Origin of the sequence: Streptomyces asoensis (genome assembly GCF_016860545.1) — a bacterium.
Classification (GTDB): Bacteria; Actinomycetota; Actinomycetes; order Streptomycetales; family Streptomycetaceae; genus Streptomyces; species Streptomyces asoensis.
Genome location: NZ_BNEB01000005.1, coordinates 920371 through 938275, shown reverse-complemented (window position 1 = coordinate 938275; position 17905 = coordinate 920371). Strand labels below are relative to the sequence as shown.

Annotated in this window: 21 protein-coding genes; 7 read left to right on the top strand and 14 right to left on the bottom strand. The window is 73.1% G+C overall.

The features are described from left to right. Nucleotides 1-286: 286 nt before the first annotated feature. The 3 genes from Saso_RS27165 to Saso_RS27155 form a co-directional block, all read right to left on the bottom strand. Nucleotides 287-1423, bottom strand: coding sequence for an FUSC family protein (locus Saso_RS27165; RefSeq protein WP_189924458.1), 1137 nt, complete (start codon nucleotides 1421-1423; stop codon nucleotides 287-289). 178 nt (nucleotides 1424-1601) lie between these two features. Then, nucleotides 1602-2258 (bottom strand): HAD family hydrolase, encoded by a 657-nt coding sequence (locus Saso_RS27160; protein ID WP_189924460.1) that lies wholly within the window; start codon nucleotides 2256-2258, stop codon nucleotides 1602-1604. Nucleotides 2259-2293: 35 nt separating this feature from the next. Beyond that, a complete protein-coding gene (locus Saso_RS27155; RefSeq protein ID WP_189924461.1) occupies nucleotides 2294-3334 on the bottom strand; it encodes a PHP domain-containing protein in 1041 nt (346 codons plus the stop codon). 149 nt (nucleotides 3335-3483) lie between these two features. Here Saso_RS27155 and Saso_RS27150 point away from each other — a divergent pair, with 149 nt between their 5' ends. Then, nucleotides 3484-3720 (top strand): hypothetical protein, encoded by a 237-nt coding sequence (locus Saso_RS27150; RefSeq protein ID WP_189924463.1) that lies wholly within the window; start codon nucleotides 3484-3486, stop codon nucleotides 3718-3720. 32 nt (nucleotides 3721-3752) lie between these two features. On the opposite strand, the gene Saso_RS27145 is transcribed toward Saso_RS27150, so the two are convergent. Together Saso_RS27145 and Saso_RS27140 are read right to left on the bottom strand one after the other, a co-directional pair. After that, on the bottom strand, nucleotides 3753-4364 hold the full coding sequence (locus tag Saso_RS27145; protein WP_189924465.1) for a VanZ family protein: 612 nt from the start codon (nucleotides 4362-4364) through the stop codon (nucleotides 3753-3755). A 90-nt stretch (nucleotides 4365-4454) separates the two neighbouring features. Beyond that, nucleotides 4455-5138 (bottom strand): DUF4230 domain-containing protein, encoded by a 684-nt coding sequence (locus Saso_RS27140; RefSeq protein WP_189924467.1) that lies wholly within the window; start codon nucleotides 5136-5138, stop codon nucleotides 4455-4457. Between the two features lie 351 nt (nucleotides 5139-5489). Between Saso_RS27140 and Saso_RS27135 the strand changes: the two genes are divergently transcribed. Further along, complete coding sequence (locus Saso_RS27135; RefSeq protein WP_189924469.1) at nucleotides 5490-6443, top strand: ribose-phosphate diphosphokinase; 954 nt, start codon at nucleotides 5490-5492, stop codon at nucleotides 6441-6443. A 64-nt stretch (nucleotides 6444-6507) separates the two neighbouring features. On the opposite strand, the gene Saso_RS27130 is transcribed toward Saso_RS27135, so the two are convergent. Both Saso_RS27130 and Saso_RS27125 read right to left on the bottom strand, forming a co-directional pair. Next, complete coding sequence (locus Saso_RS27130) at nucleotides 6508-6888, bottom strand: anti-sigma factor antagonist (protein WP_229901380.1); 381 nt, start codon at nucleotides 6886-6888, stop codon at nucleotides 6508-6510. A gap of 192 nt (nucleotides 6889-7080) precedes the next feature. Beyond that, nucleotides 7081-7542 (bottom strand): MarR family winged helix-turn-helix transcriptional regulator, encoded by a 462-nt coding sequence (locus tag Saso_RS27125; RefSeq protein WP_189924473.1) that lies wholly within the window; start codon nucleotides 7540-7542, stop codon nucleotides 7081-7083. A 104-nt stretch (nucleotides 7543-7646) separates the two neighbouring features. On the opposite strand from Saso_RS27125, the gene Saso_RS27120 reads away from it, so the two are divergent. Continuing rightward, on the top strand, nucleotides 7647-9101 hold the full coding sequence (locus Saso_RS27120) for an aldehyde dehydrogenase family protein (protein WP_189924475.1): 1455 nt from the start codon (nucleotides 7647-7649) through the stop codon (nucleotides 9099-9101). A gap of 30 nt (nucleotides 9102-9131) precedes the next feature. Then, on the top strand, nucleotides 9132-10238 hold the full coding sequence (locus Saso_RS27115; RefSeq protein ID WP_189924476.1) for an NAD(P)-dependent alcohol dehydrogenase: 1107 nt from the start codon (nucleotides 9132-9134) through the stop codon (nucleotides 10236-10238). Nucleotides 10239-10263: 25 nt separating this feature from the next. Here the strand turns inward: Saso_RS27115 and Saso_RS27110 are convergent, their stop codons facing one another. Further along, complete coding sequence (locus Saso_RS27110) at nucleotides 10264-11214, bottom strand: NADP-dependent oxidoreductase (RefSeq protein ID WP_189924478.1); 951 nt, start codon at nucleotides 11212-11214, stop codon at nucleotides 10264-10266. A gap of 70 nt (nucleotides 11215-11284) precedes the next feature. Between Saso_RS27110 and Saso_RS27105 the strand changes: the two genes are divergently transcribed. Continuing rightward, a complete protein-coding gene (locus tag Saso_RS27105; protein ID WP_189924480.1) occupies nucleotides 11285-12241 on the top strand; it encodes a GlxA family transcriptional regulator in 957 nt (318 codons plus the stop codon). A gap of 20 nt (nucleotides 12242-12261) precedes the next feature. Here Saso_RS27105 and Saso_RS27100 read toward each other — a convergent pair whose 3' ends face one another. Then, on the bottom strand, nucleotides 12262-12825 hold the full coding sequence (locus Saso_RS27100; protein ID WP_189924482.1) for a TetR/AcrR family transcriptional regulator: 564 nt from the start codon (nucleotides 12823-12825) through the stop codon (nucleotides 12262-12264). Beyond that, nucleotides 12822-13184, bottom strand: coding sequence for a DUF1304 domain-containing protein (locus Saso_RS27095; protein WP_189924484.1), 363 nt, complete (start codon nucleotides 13182-13184; stop codon nucleotides 12822-12824). Before Saso_RS27095 ends, Saso_RS27100 begins: the two co-directional genes overlap by 4 nt. Before the next feature lie 199 nt (nucleotides 13185-13383). Here Saso_RS27095 and Saso_RS27090 point away from each other — a divergent pair, with 199 nt between their 5' ends. Then, nucleotides 13384-13776, top strand: a complete 393-nt coding sequence (locus tag Saso_RS27090) for a VOC family protein (protein WP_189924486.1) — start codon at nucleotides 13384-13386, stop codon at nucleotides 13774-13776. Between the two features lie 156 nt (nucleotides 13777-13932). Here the strand turns inward: Saso_RS27090 and Saso_RS27085 are convergent, their stop codons facing one another. Further along, nucleotides 13933-14226 carry a DUF4235 domain-containing protein gene (locus tag Saso_RS27085; protein WP_189924629.1) on the bottom strand — a complete coding sequence of 98 codons (294 nt, stop codon included), beginning with the start codon at nucleotides 14224-14226 and terminating at the stop codon, nucleotides 13933-13935. 47 nt (nucleotides 14227-14273) lie between these two features. After that, entirely contained in the window at nucleotides 14274-15293 is a 1020-nt protein-coding gene (locus tag Saso_RS27080) for a glutathione S-transferase family protein (protein ID WP_189924488.1), read from the bottom strand. Between the two features lie 305 nt (nucleotides 15294-15598). Between Saso_RS27080 and Saso_RS27075 the strand changes: the two genes are divergently transcribed. Next, nucleotides 15599-16525 carry a cation diffusion facilitator family transporter gene (locus tag Saso_RS27075; protein ID WP_189924631.1) on the top strand — a complete coding sequence of 309 codons (927 nt, stop codon included), beginning with the start codon at nucleotides 15599-15601 and terminating at the stop codon, nucleotides 16523-16525. A 132-nt stretch (nucleotides 16526-16657) separates the two neighbouring features. Here the strand turns inward: Saso_RS27075 and Saso_RS27070 are convergent, their stop codons facing one another. Further along, a complete protein-coding gene (locus tag Saso_RS27070; protein WP_189924490.1) occupies nucleotides 16658-17107 on the bottom strand; it encodes a nitroreductase family deazaflavin-dependent oxidoreductase in 450 nt (149 codons plus the stop codon). 128 nt (nucleotides 17108-17235) lie between these two features. Beyond that, entirely contained in the window at nucleotides 17236-17859 is a 624-nt protein-coding gene (locus Saso_RS27065; RefSeq protein WP_189924492.1) for a LysE/ArgO family amino acid transporter, read from the bottom strand. Nucleotides 17860-17905 lie beyond the last annotated feature (46 nt).

The following is a 17905-nucleotide window of genomic DNA, read 5'->3' as shown; positions in this document are numbered from 1 at the left end:
GAGTGCGCTCGAAGTCAAGTCCCCGCGGCGGCCGGGTGAACGGGGCCGGGCCCGGGACAAGGGAAAGCCCCGACCGGACGGGGGAATCACGGTCGGGGCGGTACGGGTGTGGGCGCGCACGGCGGTCGCCTCTCGGCGAGACGCTCCACAGGGCTTCAGCCGGACGATCGTCCCTGTGGGCGGAAGGTGAGGTCCGGGGACTCTGTCCCGTCCGCACCCACGAATCGTTCAACGGAGAACTTCCTCGGGGTGTTCCCCGGCCTGCCGCCGCGCGCGGTGACGTGTGTCACGCGTCCTGGGCGGCCGGGACGAGCTCGGCCCACAGGTTCTCTGCCTGGAGCAGCAGCGTCCCCAGCACCGCCGTGTGCGGCGAGCCGTCGCCCGCGTGCTCGCGCAGGCTGTCGTACAGCACACCGCGCAGCTCCGCCATCTCCGCCTCGCGCCGGGGGTCCGGTCCCGGGGGCCGGTCCGACGCGGTGTCCTGGCAGGCGTCGCCGATCAGATCGAGCAGCCGGGCGTAGGCCCGCAGCGCCGCGGCGTGCGGCGGACCGGGCGTCCGGTCGCCGTCCGCCGCGACGGCGAGGGTGCGGGTGAGGGCCGTGACATGCGCGCTCACCCGGCTCCAGCGGTCGTCCTCGGTCTCCGGCGGCGCGTCGAGCGGTCCCCGGCGCAGTCCGCGCAGCGGGCCCGCGGTCAGGCGCAGGCTCTCGCGGCTCCAGTCGCGTGCCGAGCGCAGCCCGTCGCGCCGCCGTTCCAGCCGCGCGGCGGCGTGCGACCACTCGGCGGCCGTGGTGGCGTCCCACTCCCCGTCGCGCAGCCCCGCGGCGACGGCGTGCAGCAGGTCGCCGACCTCCCGGGCCAGCGCCGTCAGGTTCTCGCGGACGTCCCGCAGGTGGACCGGCGGCAGCACGAGCGCGTTCACCGCCACCCCGATCACCGCGCCCAGCAGGGTCTGCCCCAGCCGGTGTCCCACCGCCGATGAGGAGACGGTGCCCGAGGCGAGCGTGAAGACGGCGGTGGTGGCCGCGTAGACGCCCTGGTCGCCGAAGCGGGGCCAGTTCGCGAGCAGCATCAGCGGCGGCACGGACAGCGCGAGGGCGCCCAGCGGGTCGCCGGTCACCGCCTGTGCCCCCGAGGCGCACAGCGTGCCCGCGCAGATCGCCGTGCACTGCTGGCCGGCCTGCCGCAGCGAACCGAAGACGGTGGCCTGCACCAGCACCAGCGCCACCCAGGGCGCCATCAGCGCCATCGGATCGCCGAGCAGATTCCTTGCGACGACCCAGGCCAGCAGCGCGGCGCCGGCCGCCTTGAGCGACTGCACCACCAGATCGCGCTCGCGCCCCGGCCCCCGGCGGACCGCCCGGGCGGCCCGCGCGACACCCTCAGCCTCCCGCCGGACGGCCCATCCGCCCGCGACGGCCATCCGCCGGACGACCCGATCACGCGAATCCGGCCCGGTGTCCGGGTCCGTCCCGCGGCGCGTGTCCCCGGCCGGCGCCCGCCCCTTTCCTCGTACGGCCCTCACCCACGTCATCCGCTGCGGGTGCCCCTGCGGCCGCCCGGGATGCCCGGCCGGCACGATGCGGGCGGCGTGCCGTGCCTCACGCCAGCGGGCTGTCCGCCAGGGACGCCAGGAGCCCGGCCGGATCGGCGTAGACGGCCTCCGCGCCCGCCTCCACCAGGTCGGCGCGCGGAATGCCGCCGCACAGCACGCCCACGCAGCGCACCCCGGCCCGGCGGCCGGCCCGCATGTCCCACACGGTGTCGCCGACGAACACGGACCGTTCGGCAAGGGCACCGGCCAGCTCCAGCGCGTGCTCCACCGGCTCCGGAGCGGGCTTGCCCTCCTCCACGTCGTCCGAGCTCGCCGTCGCGGCGATGACGTCGTCGGCGTCGATGGCGCGCCGCAGGGCGGACAGCTCGGCCCCGCTCGCGGACGTGGCGAGGACGACCGTCCAGCCGTCGGAGTGCAGCCTGCGCAGCAGCGGGCCGGCGTCCTTCAGCGCGGGCAGGCGGTCGAAGTACTGCCCGTACAGAGCCTTGTGCGCGGCACCGAGCCGGTCGTCCTCGTCCTTGTCCCGCTCGTCACCGAGCAGATGCGCGACGAGGTCCTCGGAGCCCAGTCCGACGGCCCGGTGCACGGCGTGCATGGGGACCCGGTGGCCCGCCTGCCGCAGGGCCTCCCACCAGGTGGTGACATGCAGGTGGTTGGTGTCGACGAGGGTGCCGTCGACGTCGAAAACGGCGGCGCGTGTCATCGCGGGTTCCTTTCTGTCGAGCCCCCCGGGTGCGCTCAGGCACCCGCCACGGCCGCAGGTAGCCGTCCCTCCCGGGTCCAGGCCAGCAGGTCCGCCACGGGCCACGAGGTCACGACCCGCTCCCCGGGTACCCCGCACTCCTCGGCCCGCGCACAGCCCAGGATCTGCCAGTCCAGCTGGCCGGGCGCGTGCGCGTCGGTGTCGACGGAGAAGAGCGTGCCGGCCTCCACGGCCCGGCGCAGCAGCCGGCGCGGCGGGTCCAGCCGCTCGGACCTGCTGTTGATCTCGACGGCCGTCCCGGACTCGGCGCACGCGGCGAACACCTCGTCGGCGTCGAACTCCGACTCCGGCCGTCCCTTCCCGGTGACCAGCCGGCCGGTGCAGTGGCCGAGGACGTCGGCGTGCGGATCGCGGACCGCGTTCACCATGCGCCGGGTCATCGCCCGGGAGTCCATGCGCAGCTTGGAGTGCACGGACACGACCACCACGTCGAGCCGCTCCAGCAGCTCCGGCTCCTGGTCCAGCGACCCGTCGTCGAGGATGTCGCACTCGATGCCGGTCAGCAGCCGGAACGGCGCCCAGGTCGCGTTGAGCTCCTCGACCACCTCCAGCTGCCGCCGCAGCCGCTCCGGGGACAGCCCGCGGGCCACCGTCAGCCGGGGGGAGTGGTCGGTCAGCACGGCCCACTCGTGGCCGAGCGCGGCCGCGGCCCGGCCCATCTCCTCGATGGGACTGCCGCCGTCGGACCAGTCGGAGTGCAGATGGCAGTCGCCGCGCAGCAGCTCGCGCAGCCCGGCCCCGGCGCCGTCGGTGAGCGGCCGTCCCGTCTCCTCCTGGAGCTTCTCCAGGTAGGAGGGCACCTGTCCGGCGAGCGCTTCCCGCACCACCTGGGCGGTCTTGGGGCCCACGCCCTTCAGCGACTCCAGGGTGCCCTCGGCGGCCCGCCGCCCGACCTCCGCCGCGGACAGCGGGGCCAGCACCCGGGCCGCGGTGCGGAAGGCGCGCACCCGGTACGTCGGTGCGAGGGACCGCTCCAGCAGGAAGGCGATCCGGTCCAGGGCCTCGACGGGATCCATCGCCACCTCCTGGCTCCAGAGTTCCCCACCGACGCCCGGACCGCACCAGGACGGCACCACGGGTCGCGCGGCCCGGGCCTCTCCGTCCGGGGCGTATCGGACAATTCATGATGATTCATGACGAGAGGTTCCGCTCTACCCTCGATGTCATGACCGAAATCGCGGGTTTCCGAATCTCCCGGCCGAGAATCATGGTGCTCGGGGTGCAACCGAGCGAGGTCCCTTTCCGCATCGTGGAAATCGATGCCGAAGTGGTCGGAGAGGCGAGGGACGTCACCGACGTCCTCGAGATCGCCGCCGCGTTCGGCATCACGGTCCACGACCTGGACGACCCCGACGTCGTGCGCTGGGTGGGCGGGGACAGGTACACCTGGACCCCGCGCTGACGGTGGTCCGGGCGTAACTGTCCCGCGCCCTGTCACACGCGGCGTTCCCGTGCGTGCACCGCGCGGGAGACCCGGCGCCCGAGCAGCAGGTAGCCGATCAGCGCGCCCGTGGTGTTGAGGATGACGTCGTCGATGTCGAAGGCGCGTCCGGTCACCAGCGCGCCCTGCGCGAACTCCACCAGCAGCATCACGCCCGCGGTCAGCAGCATCACGCGCAGCACTCCGCGCGCGCCGGGTGCCACCAGCGGCACCAGGATGCCGAAGGGCACGCCGAGCACCACGTTGCCGCCGATCTGCTTCACCGCGTCGCGCAGTTCGGGCTGGTCCAGATAGGCGCGCAGGGAGTCGCCCGGGCGCAGGTTGGAGTGCACCAGCGCCGCGGACGCGGGGGACGGCTCCAGGGTGAGCCGGGCGAGTACGACGGCGAACGCCACCATGAACGCGAAGCCGAAGAGCATCGCCAGCGCCCGCAGGGGCCACGGCAACGGTCGGCGCTCGGTGCGTGCCGTCTTCTTCGGCGCGTCGGCCTTGCGGTCCGGCGCGGGTCCGGCTTTCCCGGCCCCCTTTCCGGGCGGGGCGGGCTCCTCGGTCCGGCCGGCCCGCGGACGGAACACGGCGAGCGGACGTAGGGCTGCACGGGACATCCGGTCCTCCAGTCTTCAACTTCCCTGCGTGATAGCGCTGTTACCCCCGAAAGGCGGAGAGATGCGGTGCGAAGTCCGCCGTCGGCACGCTCAGGTGCCGAAGGTCACCTTCACCTCCTCGAAGCCGAGCGAGCGCAGCAGCCCCTTGAGCATGTCGGTGGTGTTGGCCTCGGCGCGGGTGGTCAGTTCGCTCTCCTCGGCCGCGTCGGAGATGTGCTTGACGGCCAGCTTCTGCACGGCCTGCTCGCCTCCCGGGTTGTCCGAGAAGAGGTCGCCGAGCCGGTCGAAGAGGCCGCGCTGCTTGGAGACGGCGTAGGAGCGGTCGACGTCCAGCGCCGGGGTGCCGAGCAGGGCGTGCGGCAGCCGGATCGTGGCCGAGGTGCGGTCGGCGTCGACCGTCACGTCCTTCTCGCCGACCTTGCCGAGATCGACATAGGCGTCCACGGTGCCCGCCCCGACGTAGAGGGTGCGGGTGCCCCGGATGGCGTCGGGGAGGAACTTGGCGTCCTTCTCCAGGTCCACCACGACCTGGAAGTTCCCGGACGCGGCGTCGTAGCGGCTCATGTCCTGGATGGACTCCAGCAGGGCCGGGCCGGTGCGGTCGTGGGTCTCGGTGCCGAAGAAGTCGCGCAGTCCCGGCAGCAGGCTCAGCCGGATCCCGGCGAACATCACGACGAGGACGACCACGACGGCGGTGAGCACCTTGGCCCACAGGGGCATGCGCCGGGGGGCGCTCTTGGTGGGCGTGTCGTCGGGCTTGAGCGAAGTCGTCATGGGGACAGCCCTCCTTCCTCCTCAGCGGATGCCCGCCGATTCCCTTGGCAGACCGCACCGTTGACAAGCTGTGACAGTGCGCGTCCGCGCGGGACGGCGCATCCGGCGCACGGGCCGCCCGCTCCGGCGTGCGGGCCGTGCCGTCGACCGGCAGACTCGGAGCGGCGGCCGTGTCGTCCTGCGCCGCCGTCGGGCGGTCGCGCGCCACGCCCGCCCCGCCGCGGGGGAGGGCCGGTGGCCGGGAGTGACCCGGTGGGACGCCTGGCTGCTTCCGAGGGTGGGCAGAAGGGCCCCGGTCCGTAGCATGAGAACTCCCCGCCCCGGCCGGACATGATCAGCGAGGAGCCGATCGTGCGTGACATCTCCGTGTTCAGCGGCAGTGCCCACCCCGAGCTGGCCGCCGAGGTCTGCGCCCACCTCGGGGTCCCCCTGAGCCCCACCCGGCTCAGCAGGTTCGCCAACGACTGTCTGGAGGTCCAGCTCCAGGCCAACTGCCGGGAACGGGACGTCTTCCTCGTCCAGCCTCTGGTCCGACCCGTGCAGGAGCACCTCGTCGAACTGCTGCTGATGTGCGACGCGGCCCGCGGGGCGTCGGCGGGACGGATCACCGTCGTCATGCCGCACTATTCCTACGCCCGCTCGGACAAGAAGGACGCGCCCCGGATATCGCTGGGCGGCCGCCTGGTCGCGGACCTGATGGCGGCGGCCGGCGTGCACCGCGTTCTCGCCATGACGCTGCACTCGCCGCAGGTGCACGGCTTCTTCTCGATGCCCGTGGACCATCTGCACGCCCACCGGGAGCTGGCGGCCCATTTCCGCCGCTACGACCTGACCCGCACCACCGTGGTCTCGCCGGACCTCGGCAACGCCAAGGAGGCCGCGGCCTTCGCCCGGATGATCGGCGCCCAGGTGGCGGCGGGCGCCAAACAGCGCTACGCGGACGACCGGGTCAGCATCAGCACCGTGATCGGCGAGGTCGCCGGGCGGGACGTCATCGTCCTCGACGACGAGATCGCCAAGGGCAGTACCGTCCTGGAGCTGCTGGACCGGCTCAGGGAGTCGGAGCCGAGATCGATACGGGTGGCCTGTACGCACGGCCTGTTCGCGGCCGGTGCCCTCAAGCGGCTGAGCGAGCAGCCCGACGTGCTGGAGATCGTGTGCACCAACACGGTGCCGGTGCCCGCGGAGGAGCACACCGACAAACTGCGGATCCTGTCCATCGCGCCCGCTCTCGCGGAGGCGGTCCGCCGTATCCACAACGGCGAATCGGTCAGTGCCCTGTTCGACGCGGCGCGCGGGGAGTAGCCCGGGGCCGGGTGGACCGGGGCCGGGTCACGGACAGGGCGGGCGGTGAGCGCGTCGAGCGCCGTCATAACGTGCCGGAGGCCGCCTCCGGCTGCTCCAGGGCCGCCTCCAGGGTCGCGGCCGGGGGCAGCAGCCGGTACATCCCGGTCGCCCGCAGGATCCGCAGGGTGAGCCGGTGGGTGCAGACGAGGTGCAGATGCCCGCCGTGGTCGAGGACCCGGTGGCGGGCCCGGTAGAGCAGACGCAGGCCGGAGCAGTCGAAGAACTCGATCCGGCTCAGGTCGATGACGATCCGGGGCGCGGGGGAGCCGGTGGCGTCGTCGAGGTGGGGGACGATCTCGGTCGCCGCGACGATGTCGATCTCGCCGCGGAACTCCAGCACCGTGTACCCCCGGTCCCGGTGGACGCGAAGATGCGGGGTGTCCGCCGTGATTTCCTCCGGCACGACGACATCGCCTCCAACCCGCTCCACCGGTCGGGAGCTTCCAACGGCCGGGGAGCGCACAGCAGTTCCCCGTCCCGCCAAGTTACCCCCGAACGAGTGAATTCCAGCATGTTCGATTGACATATGTCTTCGAAATGCCGCTGCCGCTGCCGGAGTTTTTTCGCAGCGTGAGCGAAGGGGTGCGCCGGGCGCTCAGGAGAGCGCGTGCCAGGCCTTGGAGAGGGCCGTGCGCAGCTGCTCGGTCTGGTGCGCCGTGAGCTCGCGCACCATCCGCTCCTCCAGCTCCCGCACCGGACCCGCGTGCCGGTCGAGCAGCTCGCGCCCCTCCTCGGTGAGCAGGATGAGCAGCTCGCGCCGGTTGCGCGGGTTGCGTTCACGCCGGACGAGGCCGCGCCCCTCCAGTGAACGCACCAGGTCGGCGATGGACTGGGCGGTCACGAAGGAGTCCCGGGCCAGCTGGGCCGCCGACAGGCCGTCGTGCCGCTCCAGCACGGTGAGCGCCGTGTACTGGAGGGCCGTGATGCCGGACGGCCTGACCAGCTCGTCCAGGTGCGATCGCACGACCAGCTCCACCTGTTTCACCATGTAGAGCAGGGACGGGGGCGCCTGGCGGGGCGGTGCGGACGCTGCCTGGGTCGTCTGGGTGCCTGCCATGGGACCGAGCCTAGACCATTGACAGGAAACCTGTCCGTAATGAGACTGCGGACCAACAGGATTCCTGTTTGTTGAAATCTTGGCGACGAGGCTGAGGAGTGGCCATGACCACCTTCGAGACCGACCCGGGCCGGCTGTTCATCGGGGGACAGTGGCGCGAGGCCGCGGACGGGGCGCGGACCGAGGTGGTCGACCCGTCCCGGGGCGCGGTCGTCACCACCGTCGCGGAGGCGGGCGCCGCCGACGTGGACGCCGCCGTACGGGCCGCGCGCACCGCCTTCGACGCCGGGCAGTGGTCCGGGCTGAGCGGACGGGAACGCGGCCGCGTGCTGCTGCGGGTGGCGGAACTCATCCGTGCGGAGGCCGACGAGATCGCCCGGCTGGAGAGCCTGGACGTCGGCAAGCCCCTCACCCTGGCCCTCGCGGTCGACGTCACGAACGCGGCCCACGACTACGAGTACTTCGCCTCCCTCGCCTTCTCCCTGGACGGCGCGACCCGTGACACGCCCCTGAACGCCCTCGCGTACACCAGGCGGGGCCCGCTCGGTGTGGTCGCCGCGATCACCCCGTTCAACTTCCCGCTGATCCTCGCCGGTTCGAAGATCGCCCCGGCCCTCGCCGCGGGCAACACGGTCGTCCACAAGCCCGCCGACGAAACCCCGCTCAGCGCCCTGTACATGGCGGGACTGCTCCAGCGGGCCGGCGTCCCCGACGGCGTGGTGAACGTCGTCACCGGTACGGGGCCGGTGGCCGGCGAGGCGCTGCTGCGGCACCCCGGCGTCGACAAGATCGCCTTCACGGGCTCCACCACGGTCGGCCGTCATGCCGCGAGCGTCGCGGGCGGGAACCTCAAGCCGGTCACCATGGAACTCGGCGGCAACGCCGCGCACCTCGTGTTCGAGGACGCCGACCTGGAGAAGGCCGTCGGCGCGGTCATCAAGGGTTTCGTCTTCAACACCGGCCAGTTCTGCATGGGCGGCCCGCGACTGCTGGTGGCCCGCCAGGTCCACGCCACCCTGCTGAACATCCTGGCCGAGGCCGTCCCCGGGGTGCCGGTCGGCGACCCCCGGCGGCCGGAGACCGTCGTCGGCCCGATGGCGGGGGAGAAGCACCTGCGCAAGGTCGAGGAGTACGTCGACCTCGCCCGCAAGGAGGGCGCCCGGATCGTCTGCGGCGGCGAACGGCTCGACCTGGACGGCGGTTACTACTACCGGCCCACCGTGATCGACGGCCTCGCGAACGACTCCCGGGTCGTCCAGGAGGAGATCTTCGGCCCGGTCCTCACCGTGCAGCCCTTCGACGACGAGGACGAGGCCGTCGCCCTCGCCAACTCCACACCGTACGGTCTGGCCGCCGGCGTCCAGACCGGCAACCTGGCCCGCGCCCACCGGGTCGCCGACCGGCTCCAGGCCGGCATCGTCTGGATCAACGACTGGGCGCTGCTCGACCCGGCGGTCCCCTTCGGCGGCGTCAAGGACTCCGGTTTCGGCCGCGAGTACGGCCCCGAAGCGCTCGACGCGTACACCAAGGTCAAGTCCGTCGTCGTCTCGCTCGACTGAACGCGCCGCACCACCAAGGGAGTTCACCTGATGCCCAGCACCGTACGCGCCGCCGTCGTCGAGTCCGGCGGAGCCCCGTTCACCCTGTCCGACGTCGTCCTCGACGACCCCGCCCCGCACGAGGCGGTGGTCCGTCTGGTCGCGGCCGGACTGTGCCACACCGACCTCGGCGTGGCGGGCGGCGGACTGCCCTTCCCGCTGCCCGGGGTCCTCGGCCACGAGGGCGCCGGGATCGTCGAGGCGGTCGGCCCGGCCGTCCGCGGCGTCGTCCCCGGCGACCACGTCGTGCTCTCCTTCACCTCCTGCGGCGGTTGCCGCAACTGCCGCCAGGGCCACCCCGCCTACTGCGCCACCTGGCTCGAGCGGAACCTCCTCGGCGGCCGCCGGGCCGACGGCACGAGCACCCTCAGCCGGGACGGGGAGTCCCTCGGCGGCCACTTCTTCGGTCAGTCCTCCTTCGCCGAGCGGGCACTCGTCGACGAGCGCAGCCTCGTCAGGGTCGACCCGGACGTGCCGCTCGCGTCGATCGCCCCGCTGGGCTGCGGGGTCCAGACCGGCGTCGGCGCGGTCTGGAACGTGCTCGCGCCGGCGGCCGGCAGCACCGTCGTCGTCCTCGGTGCGGGAGCCGTCGGCCTGTCGGCGGTGATGGCGGCCGCGCTCTCCCCGGCCACCACGATCATCGCCGTCGACCGGGTCGCCGCACGGCTGGAACTGGCCGAGGAGCTGGGCGCCACGCACACCGTCGACGCCGGCCGGGCCGCGTTCGCCGAGGCCGTCGCGGAGATCACCGGCGGGCGGGGCGCCGACGGCGTCGTGGAGACCACGGGCAACACCGCCGTCCTGCGGCAGGGCGTCGACGCGCTCGCCGCCCGCGGCACCCTCGTCGTGGTGGGCGCGCCGCCCTTCGGCAGCGAGGTGGCCCTCGACGTCAACGGGCTGCTGGGCGGCAAGCGGGTCGTCGGGCTCACCCTCGGCGACAGCGAGACCCAGACCTTCGTGCCCGCCCTGGTCGAGCTGGTCAAGGACGGACGGCTCCCGCTGCACCGCCTGATCGGCACCTATCCGTTCACGCAGATCGACCGGGCGGTGCGGGACATGACCGAGGGCAGGGTCGTCAAGCCCGTCCTGCTGTTCTGACCCGTACCGCCGTTGCGACCTGCTGTCAGCCGGTCGTGAGGACCAGCTTGCCGGTGGTCCGGCCGGTGTCGCCGAGCCGGTGCGCCTCGGCGGCGTCGGCCAGCGGGAACGTCCCCGCGATCGTGGGGCGCAGCTTCCCCGCCTCGACCAGCTCGGCGATCGCCCGCATCCCCGCCCGGTCGGCGTCCACGAGCATCCGCACCGCCCGCACGCCGAGCCGCTCCGCCTCCCGGCCGAACTCGTCCGACCCCACCGGCAGGATCGACACGACGATCCCGCCCGGCCGCAGCACGCGCAGGGACCGCACCGAGGTCTCCCCGCCAAGCGTGTCCAGGACGACGTCGACGTCCTTCACGGCCTCGGTGACCTCGCTCTCCCGGTAGTCGATCACCTCGTCGGCCCCGAGCTCCCGCAGGAAGTCGTGCTTGCCCGCGCTCGCCGTGCCGATGACGTACGCGCCGCGCGCCTTGGCGATCTGCACGGCCACATGGCCCACGCCGCCCGCGGCCGCGTGGATCAGGACCCGCTGCCCGGCCTCCAGGCCGGCGGTCTCCACCAGCGCCTGCCAGGCGGTCAGCGAGACCAGCGGCAGCGCGCCCGCCTGCACGTGGTCGATCGCGGCCGGCTTGTGCCACAGGGCGCGGACCGGGGCGATGACGTACTCGGCGTGCGAGCCGTGGCCGAAGGGGTACGGCAGCATGCCGAAGACCTCGTCGCCCGGCGCGAAGGCGGCGACGCCGATCCCGACCGCCTCGACGGTCCCGGAGACGTCCCAGCCCAGGACGAAGGGCGGTTCGCCGAGGAATCCGCCGGTGGCGCGGTGCTTCCAGTCGGTGGGGTTGACGCCGGCGGCGCGGACGCGGACCAGCACCTCGTTCGGGCGCGGAGCGGGACGCTCCACCTCTGTCTCCTCGAGGACCTCGGGACCGCCGAGGACGTTCTGGGTGATGACGCGCATGGTGTTCACAGTGCTCATGGGAACCAGCCTGCCGGGCCGCACCCGGCCGGAAAATGGCAAGATTGCCAACCTTCGATAAGATCGTGCCATGCAGGCACAGCAGCGAACCCACCGCGTGGTCGTCCTCGCCCTCGACGGCGTCTACCCCTTCGAGCTCGGCATCCCGAGCCGCATCTTCGGCGCGGCCGACGGCCACTACGAGATCCTCACCTGCACGGTCGACGGCCGCCCCGTCCACACCAACGCCGACTTCACCATCGGCGCGCAGCACGGTCCGCAGGTGCTGGCCACGGCCGACACCGTGGTCGTCGCGCCGGTGGCGCCCGACCGGATCCCGGCGCAGCTGCCCGAGGCGGTCGCGGAGGCGCTCGCCCTGATCCGCCCCGGGACGCGCATCGTCTCCATCTGCACGGCCGCGTTCGTCCTGGCCGCCGCGGGACTCCTCGACGGCCGACGGGCCACCACCCACTGGCAGGTGGCCGACGCGTTCCGCCGCATGTACCCCCGGGTGGACCTCGACCCGGACGTCCTCTTCGTGGACGACGGCCGGGTGCTGACCTCGGCGGGCGCCGCCTCCGGCGTCGACGTCTGCCTGCACCTCGTCCGCAAGGACCACGGCAGCGAACTCGCCAACAAGGTGGCCCGGCGCTGTGTCGTCCCGCCGTTCCGCGACGGCGGCCAGGCCCAGTACATCGAGCAGCCGGTGCCGGAGAGCGGGGCGGCGAGCACGGCCGCCACCCGCGCCTGGGCCCTGGAGCGTCTCGACGAGCCGCTCGCCCTCGCCGACCTCGCCGCGCACGCCCGGATGAGTCCGCGCACCTTCGCCCGCCGCTTCCAGGGCGAGGTGGGCCTCAGCCCGGGCCGCTGGCTGATCCAGCAGCGCGTCGTGCACGCCCGGCACCTGCTGGAGGCCAGCGACCTCTCGGTCGACCAGATCGCCGGCCGGGTCGGCTTCGCCACCGGCGCCTCGCTGCGGCAGCACCTGCACGCGGCCATCGGGGTCTCCCCGCAGGCGTACCGCCGGACGTTCCAGACCGCCCGCTAGGCCGCCCCGGGCCCGGCGGGTCAGCGGCTGGCGTGCAGGGCGACCAGCAACTGCCACACCTGGTCGGCGATCTCGGCGGGAGTGCCCCCGAGGTCGCCGTGCAGCCAGTCCGCCAGCACCCCCGCGAAGGTCGCGGCGACGGCCGAGGCGACCAGGGGGGCGTCCGCCGCGCCGGCCCGCTCCCGCTCCCGCAGGCTGTAGGCCCGCAGATCGCGGTGCAGCACCCGGCCGAGCGGTCCGCCGCCGCCCGGCGCCAGCAGGGTGCGGTACAGCCCGGCGTGCGGTGCGAGCGAGCCGAAGAACTCCGCCAGCGCCGCCGGGGCCCGCACGGGGTCGGGCCGCCCCCGCCAGGCGTGCAGCGCCTCCACGGCCTCCCGTACGACGTCCGCGCAGGCGTCGACCGCCAGGTCCTCCAGGTCGGCGTAGTGCACGTAGAAGGTGGCCCGGCCGATCCCGGCCCGCCGCACCAGTGCGGCGACACCGACTTCCTCGAGGGGCCGCTGCGCGCACTCCTCGAGGAGCGCGGAACGCAGTCGTGCCCGGGTGCGGGCCGCGCGCGGGTCCCCGGCCTCGCCGCGGATCACCGCGCGACGAGGACGGCGGCCAGCGCGACGGCGCCGGGCAGGGCCTGGGCCACCAGGATGCGGCGGTTGGCGGTGGCCGCGCCGTACACACCCGCCACGATCACGCAGGACAGGAAGAACACCTGGGCCCGGAATCCGGTCGGGTCGGCCGCGATCAGTCCCCACACCAGGCCCGCCGCGAGGAAGCCGTTGTAGAGCCCCTGGTTGGCGGCCATCGCGGCGGTCCGCTTCGCCATCTCCGCGTCGAGGCCGTGGAACGACATCCCCGGCCTCTTCTGCCACAGGAACATCTCCATCACCAGGATGTAGAGATGCAACGCGGCCACCAGACCGACCAGCACGTTCGCCAGGATTTCCATGGTCTCCCTCGACTTCTTGGACAGGTGTCCATCTTAACAGGACACCTGTCCAAGAAGTCGAGCCCTCGTACCGGGAGCGCCCGCGCAGGCGTTCGACGACACGAGGGAGGCGGCTGCTGACGGAGGGAAACCGGGGTATCCGCAAGGTTCGGGGGCGGGACCGCCGCCCCGGTCTTGACCTCGCGGAGGAGACGACGACATGGCATTGGTGAAAGCGGGCGTCGTGGTGCTCGACTGTGCCGAGCCCGAGAAGCTCGCCGAGTTCTACAAAGAGCTGCTGGACGCCGAGGAGATCGTCGCGTCCGCCAACCTGGTGGAGATCAGGGGCGCCGACGGGACCCGCCTCGCCTTCCGGCGCGACGTGAACGCGACCCCGCCCAGCTGGCCCCGCCCCGAGAACTCCTTCCAGGCGCACCTGGACTTCCTGGTCGAGGACCTGGACGCGGTGGAGCGCAAGGTCGTGGGCCTGGGCGGCCGCCCCCTGGAGACGAAGGGCGCCCCCGGACCTCACGAGGAGCGCGGCTATTCCGACCCGTCCGGCCACTCCTTCACCATCCGCCTGGAGCCGTCCAGGGCGCCGAAGCAGGGGTGACCCCCGACCGCGCGCGCCCCGCCGCTCCGGGCGCCCGCCCCCCTTCACGAACGGCACCCCGACATCCCTGAGGCCTCCGCGGAACTCTCCGCGGAGGCCTCGGTCACCTCCGTGCCCGCACCCCGGGGAACCGCCCCCGGGCCGCGGGCGGGGCGCTCAGTCGCGGCCGCGCCTGTCCTCGGCCGGCCAGACGCCCGTGGACCGTTCGATGGCCTTGGCGCCGGTCCGGTCGGCGACGCTGCGGGCGGCCGCGAAGATCGCACCCTGGACCGCCGCCGCCAGCACGATCTCGCCCCAGCCGCGGTCGCGGTCCAGGGCGTCCGGGGCGTTGTCCTCGTGCCGGATCATCTTCCACGCCTTGCGGAACGCGAGTCCCGCCAGGGCGCCGCTCGACCAGCCCAGCAGAAAGCCGACGGGCTTGTAGACCAGGGGAAGCTTCCTCTTCTTCATGGCCACGTGTGTCTCACTCCTTCTCGATCCGTGAACAGGGGCAGGGGTCAGGGCCGTCCCCGCGCCGCGACCTCCTCGCCGGCGCGGACCGGACCGGGCGGTGTCCCGGTGCCGAAGGGACGGCCGCCGAGCTCCTCGCGACGGTGCGGGGTGCGCCAGCCGGACAGGTCCGGACCGAGGGGGACGATCCCGGTCGGGTTGATGCCGGTGTGCACCCGGTAGTAGTGCCGCTTGATGTGGTCGAAGTCGACCGTGTCGCCGAAGCCGGGCGTCTGGAAGAGGTCCCGGGCGTACGCCCACAGGACCCGGTCCTCCGTCAGCTTGTGGCGATTGCACTTGAAGTGACCGTGATAGACGGCGTCGAAACGCACCAGAGTGGTGAACAGCCGGATGTCCGCCTCGGTGATCGAGTCGCCCACCAGGTACCGCTGCCCGGCCAGCCGGGACGACAGCAGCTCCAGCCGCCCGAAGACACCCTCGAAGGCCTTCTCGTACGCGCCCTGCTCGCCGGCGAAACCCGCCCGGTACACCCCGTTGTTGACGTCCTCGTACACCTCGGCCATCACCGCGTCGATCTCGTCGCGCAGCCGGTCGGGGTAGAGGTCGGGGGCGCCGGGCCGGTGCAGGGCCGTCCACTCGGTCGCGAGGTCCAGGGTCAGCCGGCCGTAGTCGTTGGTCACCAGTGCGCCGCTGGGCACGTCCACGATCGCCGGCACGCTGACCCCGCCCGGATGGCCGGGCTCCCGGCGCTCGTACGCCTGCGCCAGGTAACGGATGCCGAGCACCGGATCGCGGCCGCCCGGGTCGAGGGTGAAGCGCCAGCTGCGGTCGTCCTGGACCGGGTCGGCGATCGCCATCGACAGGGCGTCCTCCAGGCCCAGCAGCCGCCGCGAGATCACCGCACGGCTCGCCCAGGGGCAGGCCCGGCTGACGACCAGGCGGTAGCGTCCGGCCGTCACCGGCCAGCCGTCCCGGCCGTCGGCGGTGATCCGGTCGGTGAAGTGGCTCCGGGACCGCTCGAACGGACGGTGCCCGTACGCGCTGTTCCCGTCACCTCCGCTGCTCATGGCCGGTTCCTTCCCGTAGGTCGTGACGATCTCCCGTGTCGTCTGCTGACCGCGTTCCCCGATTTCGGCCGACCGCACGGAATGAGCCGGACCGGCCGGGGCAGTCGGCGGAGGTGACCGGGACACCTTCAGGGCGTAACGCCGAGCAGACAGCCGAACGGACCACGGAACGCGACACCGGGCGGACCAGCACGGAACGCGACACCGGGCGGACCACCACCGACGCCACCGGGCGAGCCGCCGGAGCGGACGCCGGGCGCAAGGGCGACGACGGGGCGGAACCGAGCGCCGACCGCAAGACACGCATCACCGTGCTGGTGGCGCTCGTCGCCAACCTGATCATCGCCCTGGCGAAGGCGCTGGGGGGTCTCTTCGCCGGTTCGCCCGCGCTGCTGTCGGAGGCGGCGCACTCGGTGGCCGACAGCCTGAACGAGGTCTTCCTCCTCGCCGCGCTGCGCCGCAGCCGACGCCCGGCGGACGCGAGGCACCCCTTCGGCTACGGCAAGGAGCGGTTCTTCTGGTCGCTGCTCGCGGCAGTGGGCATCTTCGTCATGGGCGGCTGCTTCTCCTTCTTCCAGGGCGTCGAGGCACTGCGCAGCGGCGCCGACGAGGAGCTCAGCGGCTATGTGGCCGGTCTGATCGTGCTCGGCGTCTCCTTCGTCGCCGAGGGTGTGTCCCTGCTGCGGGCCCTGCACCAGGTGCGCCGGCAGGGCGGCGGTCTGGGGGCGCTGCGCGACCCGGCCCTGCGCACGGTCGTCGCCGAGGACGGCACCGCCGTACTGGGCGTCACCCTGGCGGCGATCGGCATGGCGCTGCACATGGTCACCGGGCAGGTCGTGTGGGAGGCGTCCGCCTCGCTGGCGATCGGCGCGCTGCTCGTCTTCGTCGCCTACCGGCTCGGCCGCGAGGCCCGTGACCAGCTCATCGGCGAGGCCGCCGATCCGCAGACCGGGGCGCGGATCCGCGCGCTGCTGGACGCCCAGCCCGAGATCGACAGCGTGGAGGCGGTCTTCACCATGAAGACGGGTCTCGACTCCGCCCTGGTGGCCGCCCGCGTCGACCTCATGCCGGGCCTGGACAGCGAGCGGGTGGAAGAGGTCGCCGTGCGCATCAAGCGCTCCATCGGCGGCATGATCCCGGAGGCGAAGCAGATCTTCCTCGACGTGACCGACCGCCACGCGGGGGAGGCAGCGGAAAGCCCCGCCGCGACGGGGGAGCGCGGCGGGGCCTGACTGACGAGTGCCCGGTGGGGGCGTCGTCATGCGCCCCGGCGGACAGATTTTTCTACCGACTTCTCCGGAGGCGTCCGTTCCGCCGCGTTCCGTCGCGCGGGGAACGGACCCCTCCGAGTGGCGGCCGCCGTCTCAGGCGGCGTCGGCGGGCTCCACGACGAACACCGGGATCACGCGGTCCGTCTTCTTCTGGTAGTCCGCGTACGCCGGGTACGCGGCGACGGCGCGCTCCCACCACTCGTCCTTCTCCGCGCCGGTGACCTCACGGGCCGTCATGTCCCGCTTGACCGGGCCGTCCTGGAGCTCCACCTGCGGGTCGGCCTTGACGTTGAAGTACCAGACCGGGTGTTTCGGCGCACCGCCCAGCGAGGCGACCAGGGCGTAGCGGCCGTCGTGCTCCACCCGCATCAGCGGCGTCTTGCGCAGCTTGCCGCTCTTCGCGCCCCGGGTGGTCAGCAGGATGACGGGCATTCCCGTGTCCATCAGCGTCGTGCCCTCGGTGCCGCCGGAGCGCTCGTACTGCTCCACCTGGTCACGCACCCACTGCGTCGGGCTGGGCTCGTACTCGCCTTCGAGAGGCATGGCATCCGTCCCTTTCGGTCATGTCGACATGTCGTCGCACCCGTCCGCGTCCCGTACGTCCGACCCGGACGCTCCTTCAACACCGGTGACGGCGGGATTCATCCGCCCCTCCCGTGACGCCCGTCCGTCTACGTCACCATCCGGACGGCCAGTGCCGTCATCACGGCGCTGGACACCAGTGCCGTCACCAGCCGCCCCCGGTGGCCGGTCAGCGCCCGCCCCAGCAGCGCGCCGCCCCCGGCGAGGAGCACCTGCCAGCTCGCGGACGCCAGGAAGGCGGCCAGGACGAACACCCCCTGCTCCAGCGGCCGTACGGAGTGGGCCGTGTCGCTGCCGAGGACCAGGGCGGCGAAGTAGATCACGGTCGTCGGGTTGAGGAGGGTGATGCCGAGGAGGGTGGCGAAGGCCCGGCCCGGACCCGGCGGGGTCGGTACGGAACGGGTGCTGAGCCGGTGGGCCCGGTACTGCCGCACGGCCGTGACGGCCCCCCGCACCGCCAGTGCCAGCAGGACCAGGGCCGAGACGACGCGCAGGGGCGTGAGCACCGGCCGCAGCACCGCGGCGACGGCCGAGCCCCCGACGGTGGCGATCAGGGCGTAGAGACCGTCGGCGACTGCCACGCCGAGGGCGGCGCACACGCCGGTGCGCAGGGAGGTGCGGGCGGTGAGCGAGACGAGGTAGGTCGCGACCGCGCCGACGGGTACGGCGATGCCGTAGCCCGCGACCAGGCCCGCGACGAGCGCGGCCGTCACGGTCGCGCGGGATCGGGCCTCCGCGGACGGCCGGGCTGCTGCTGAC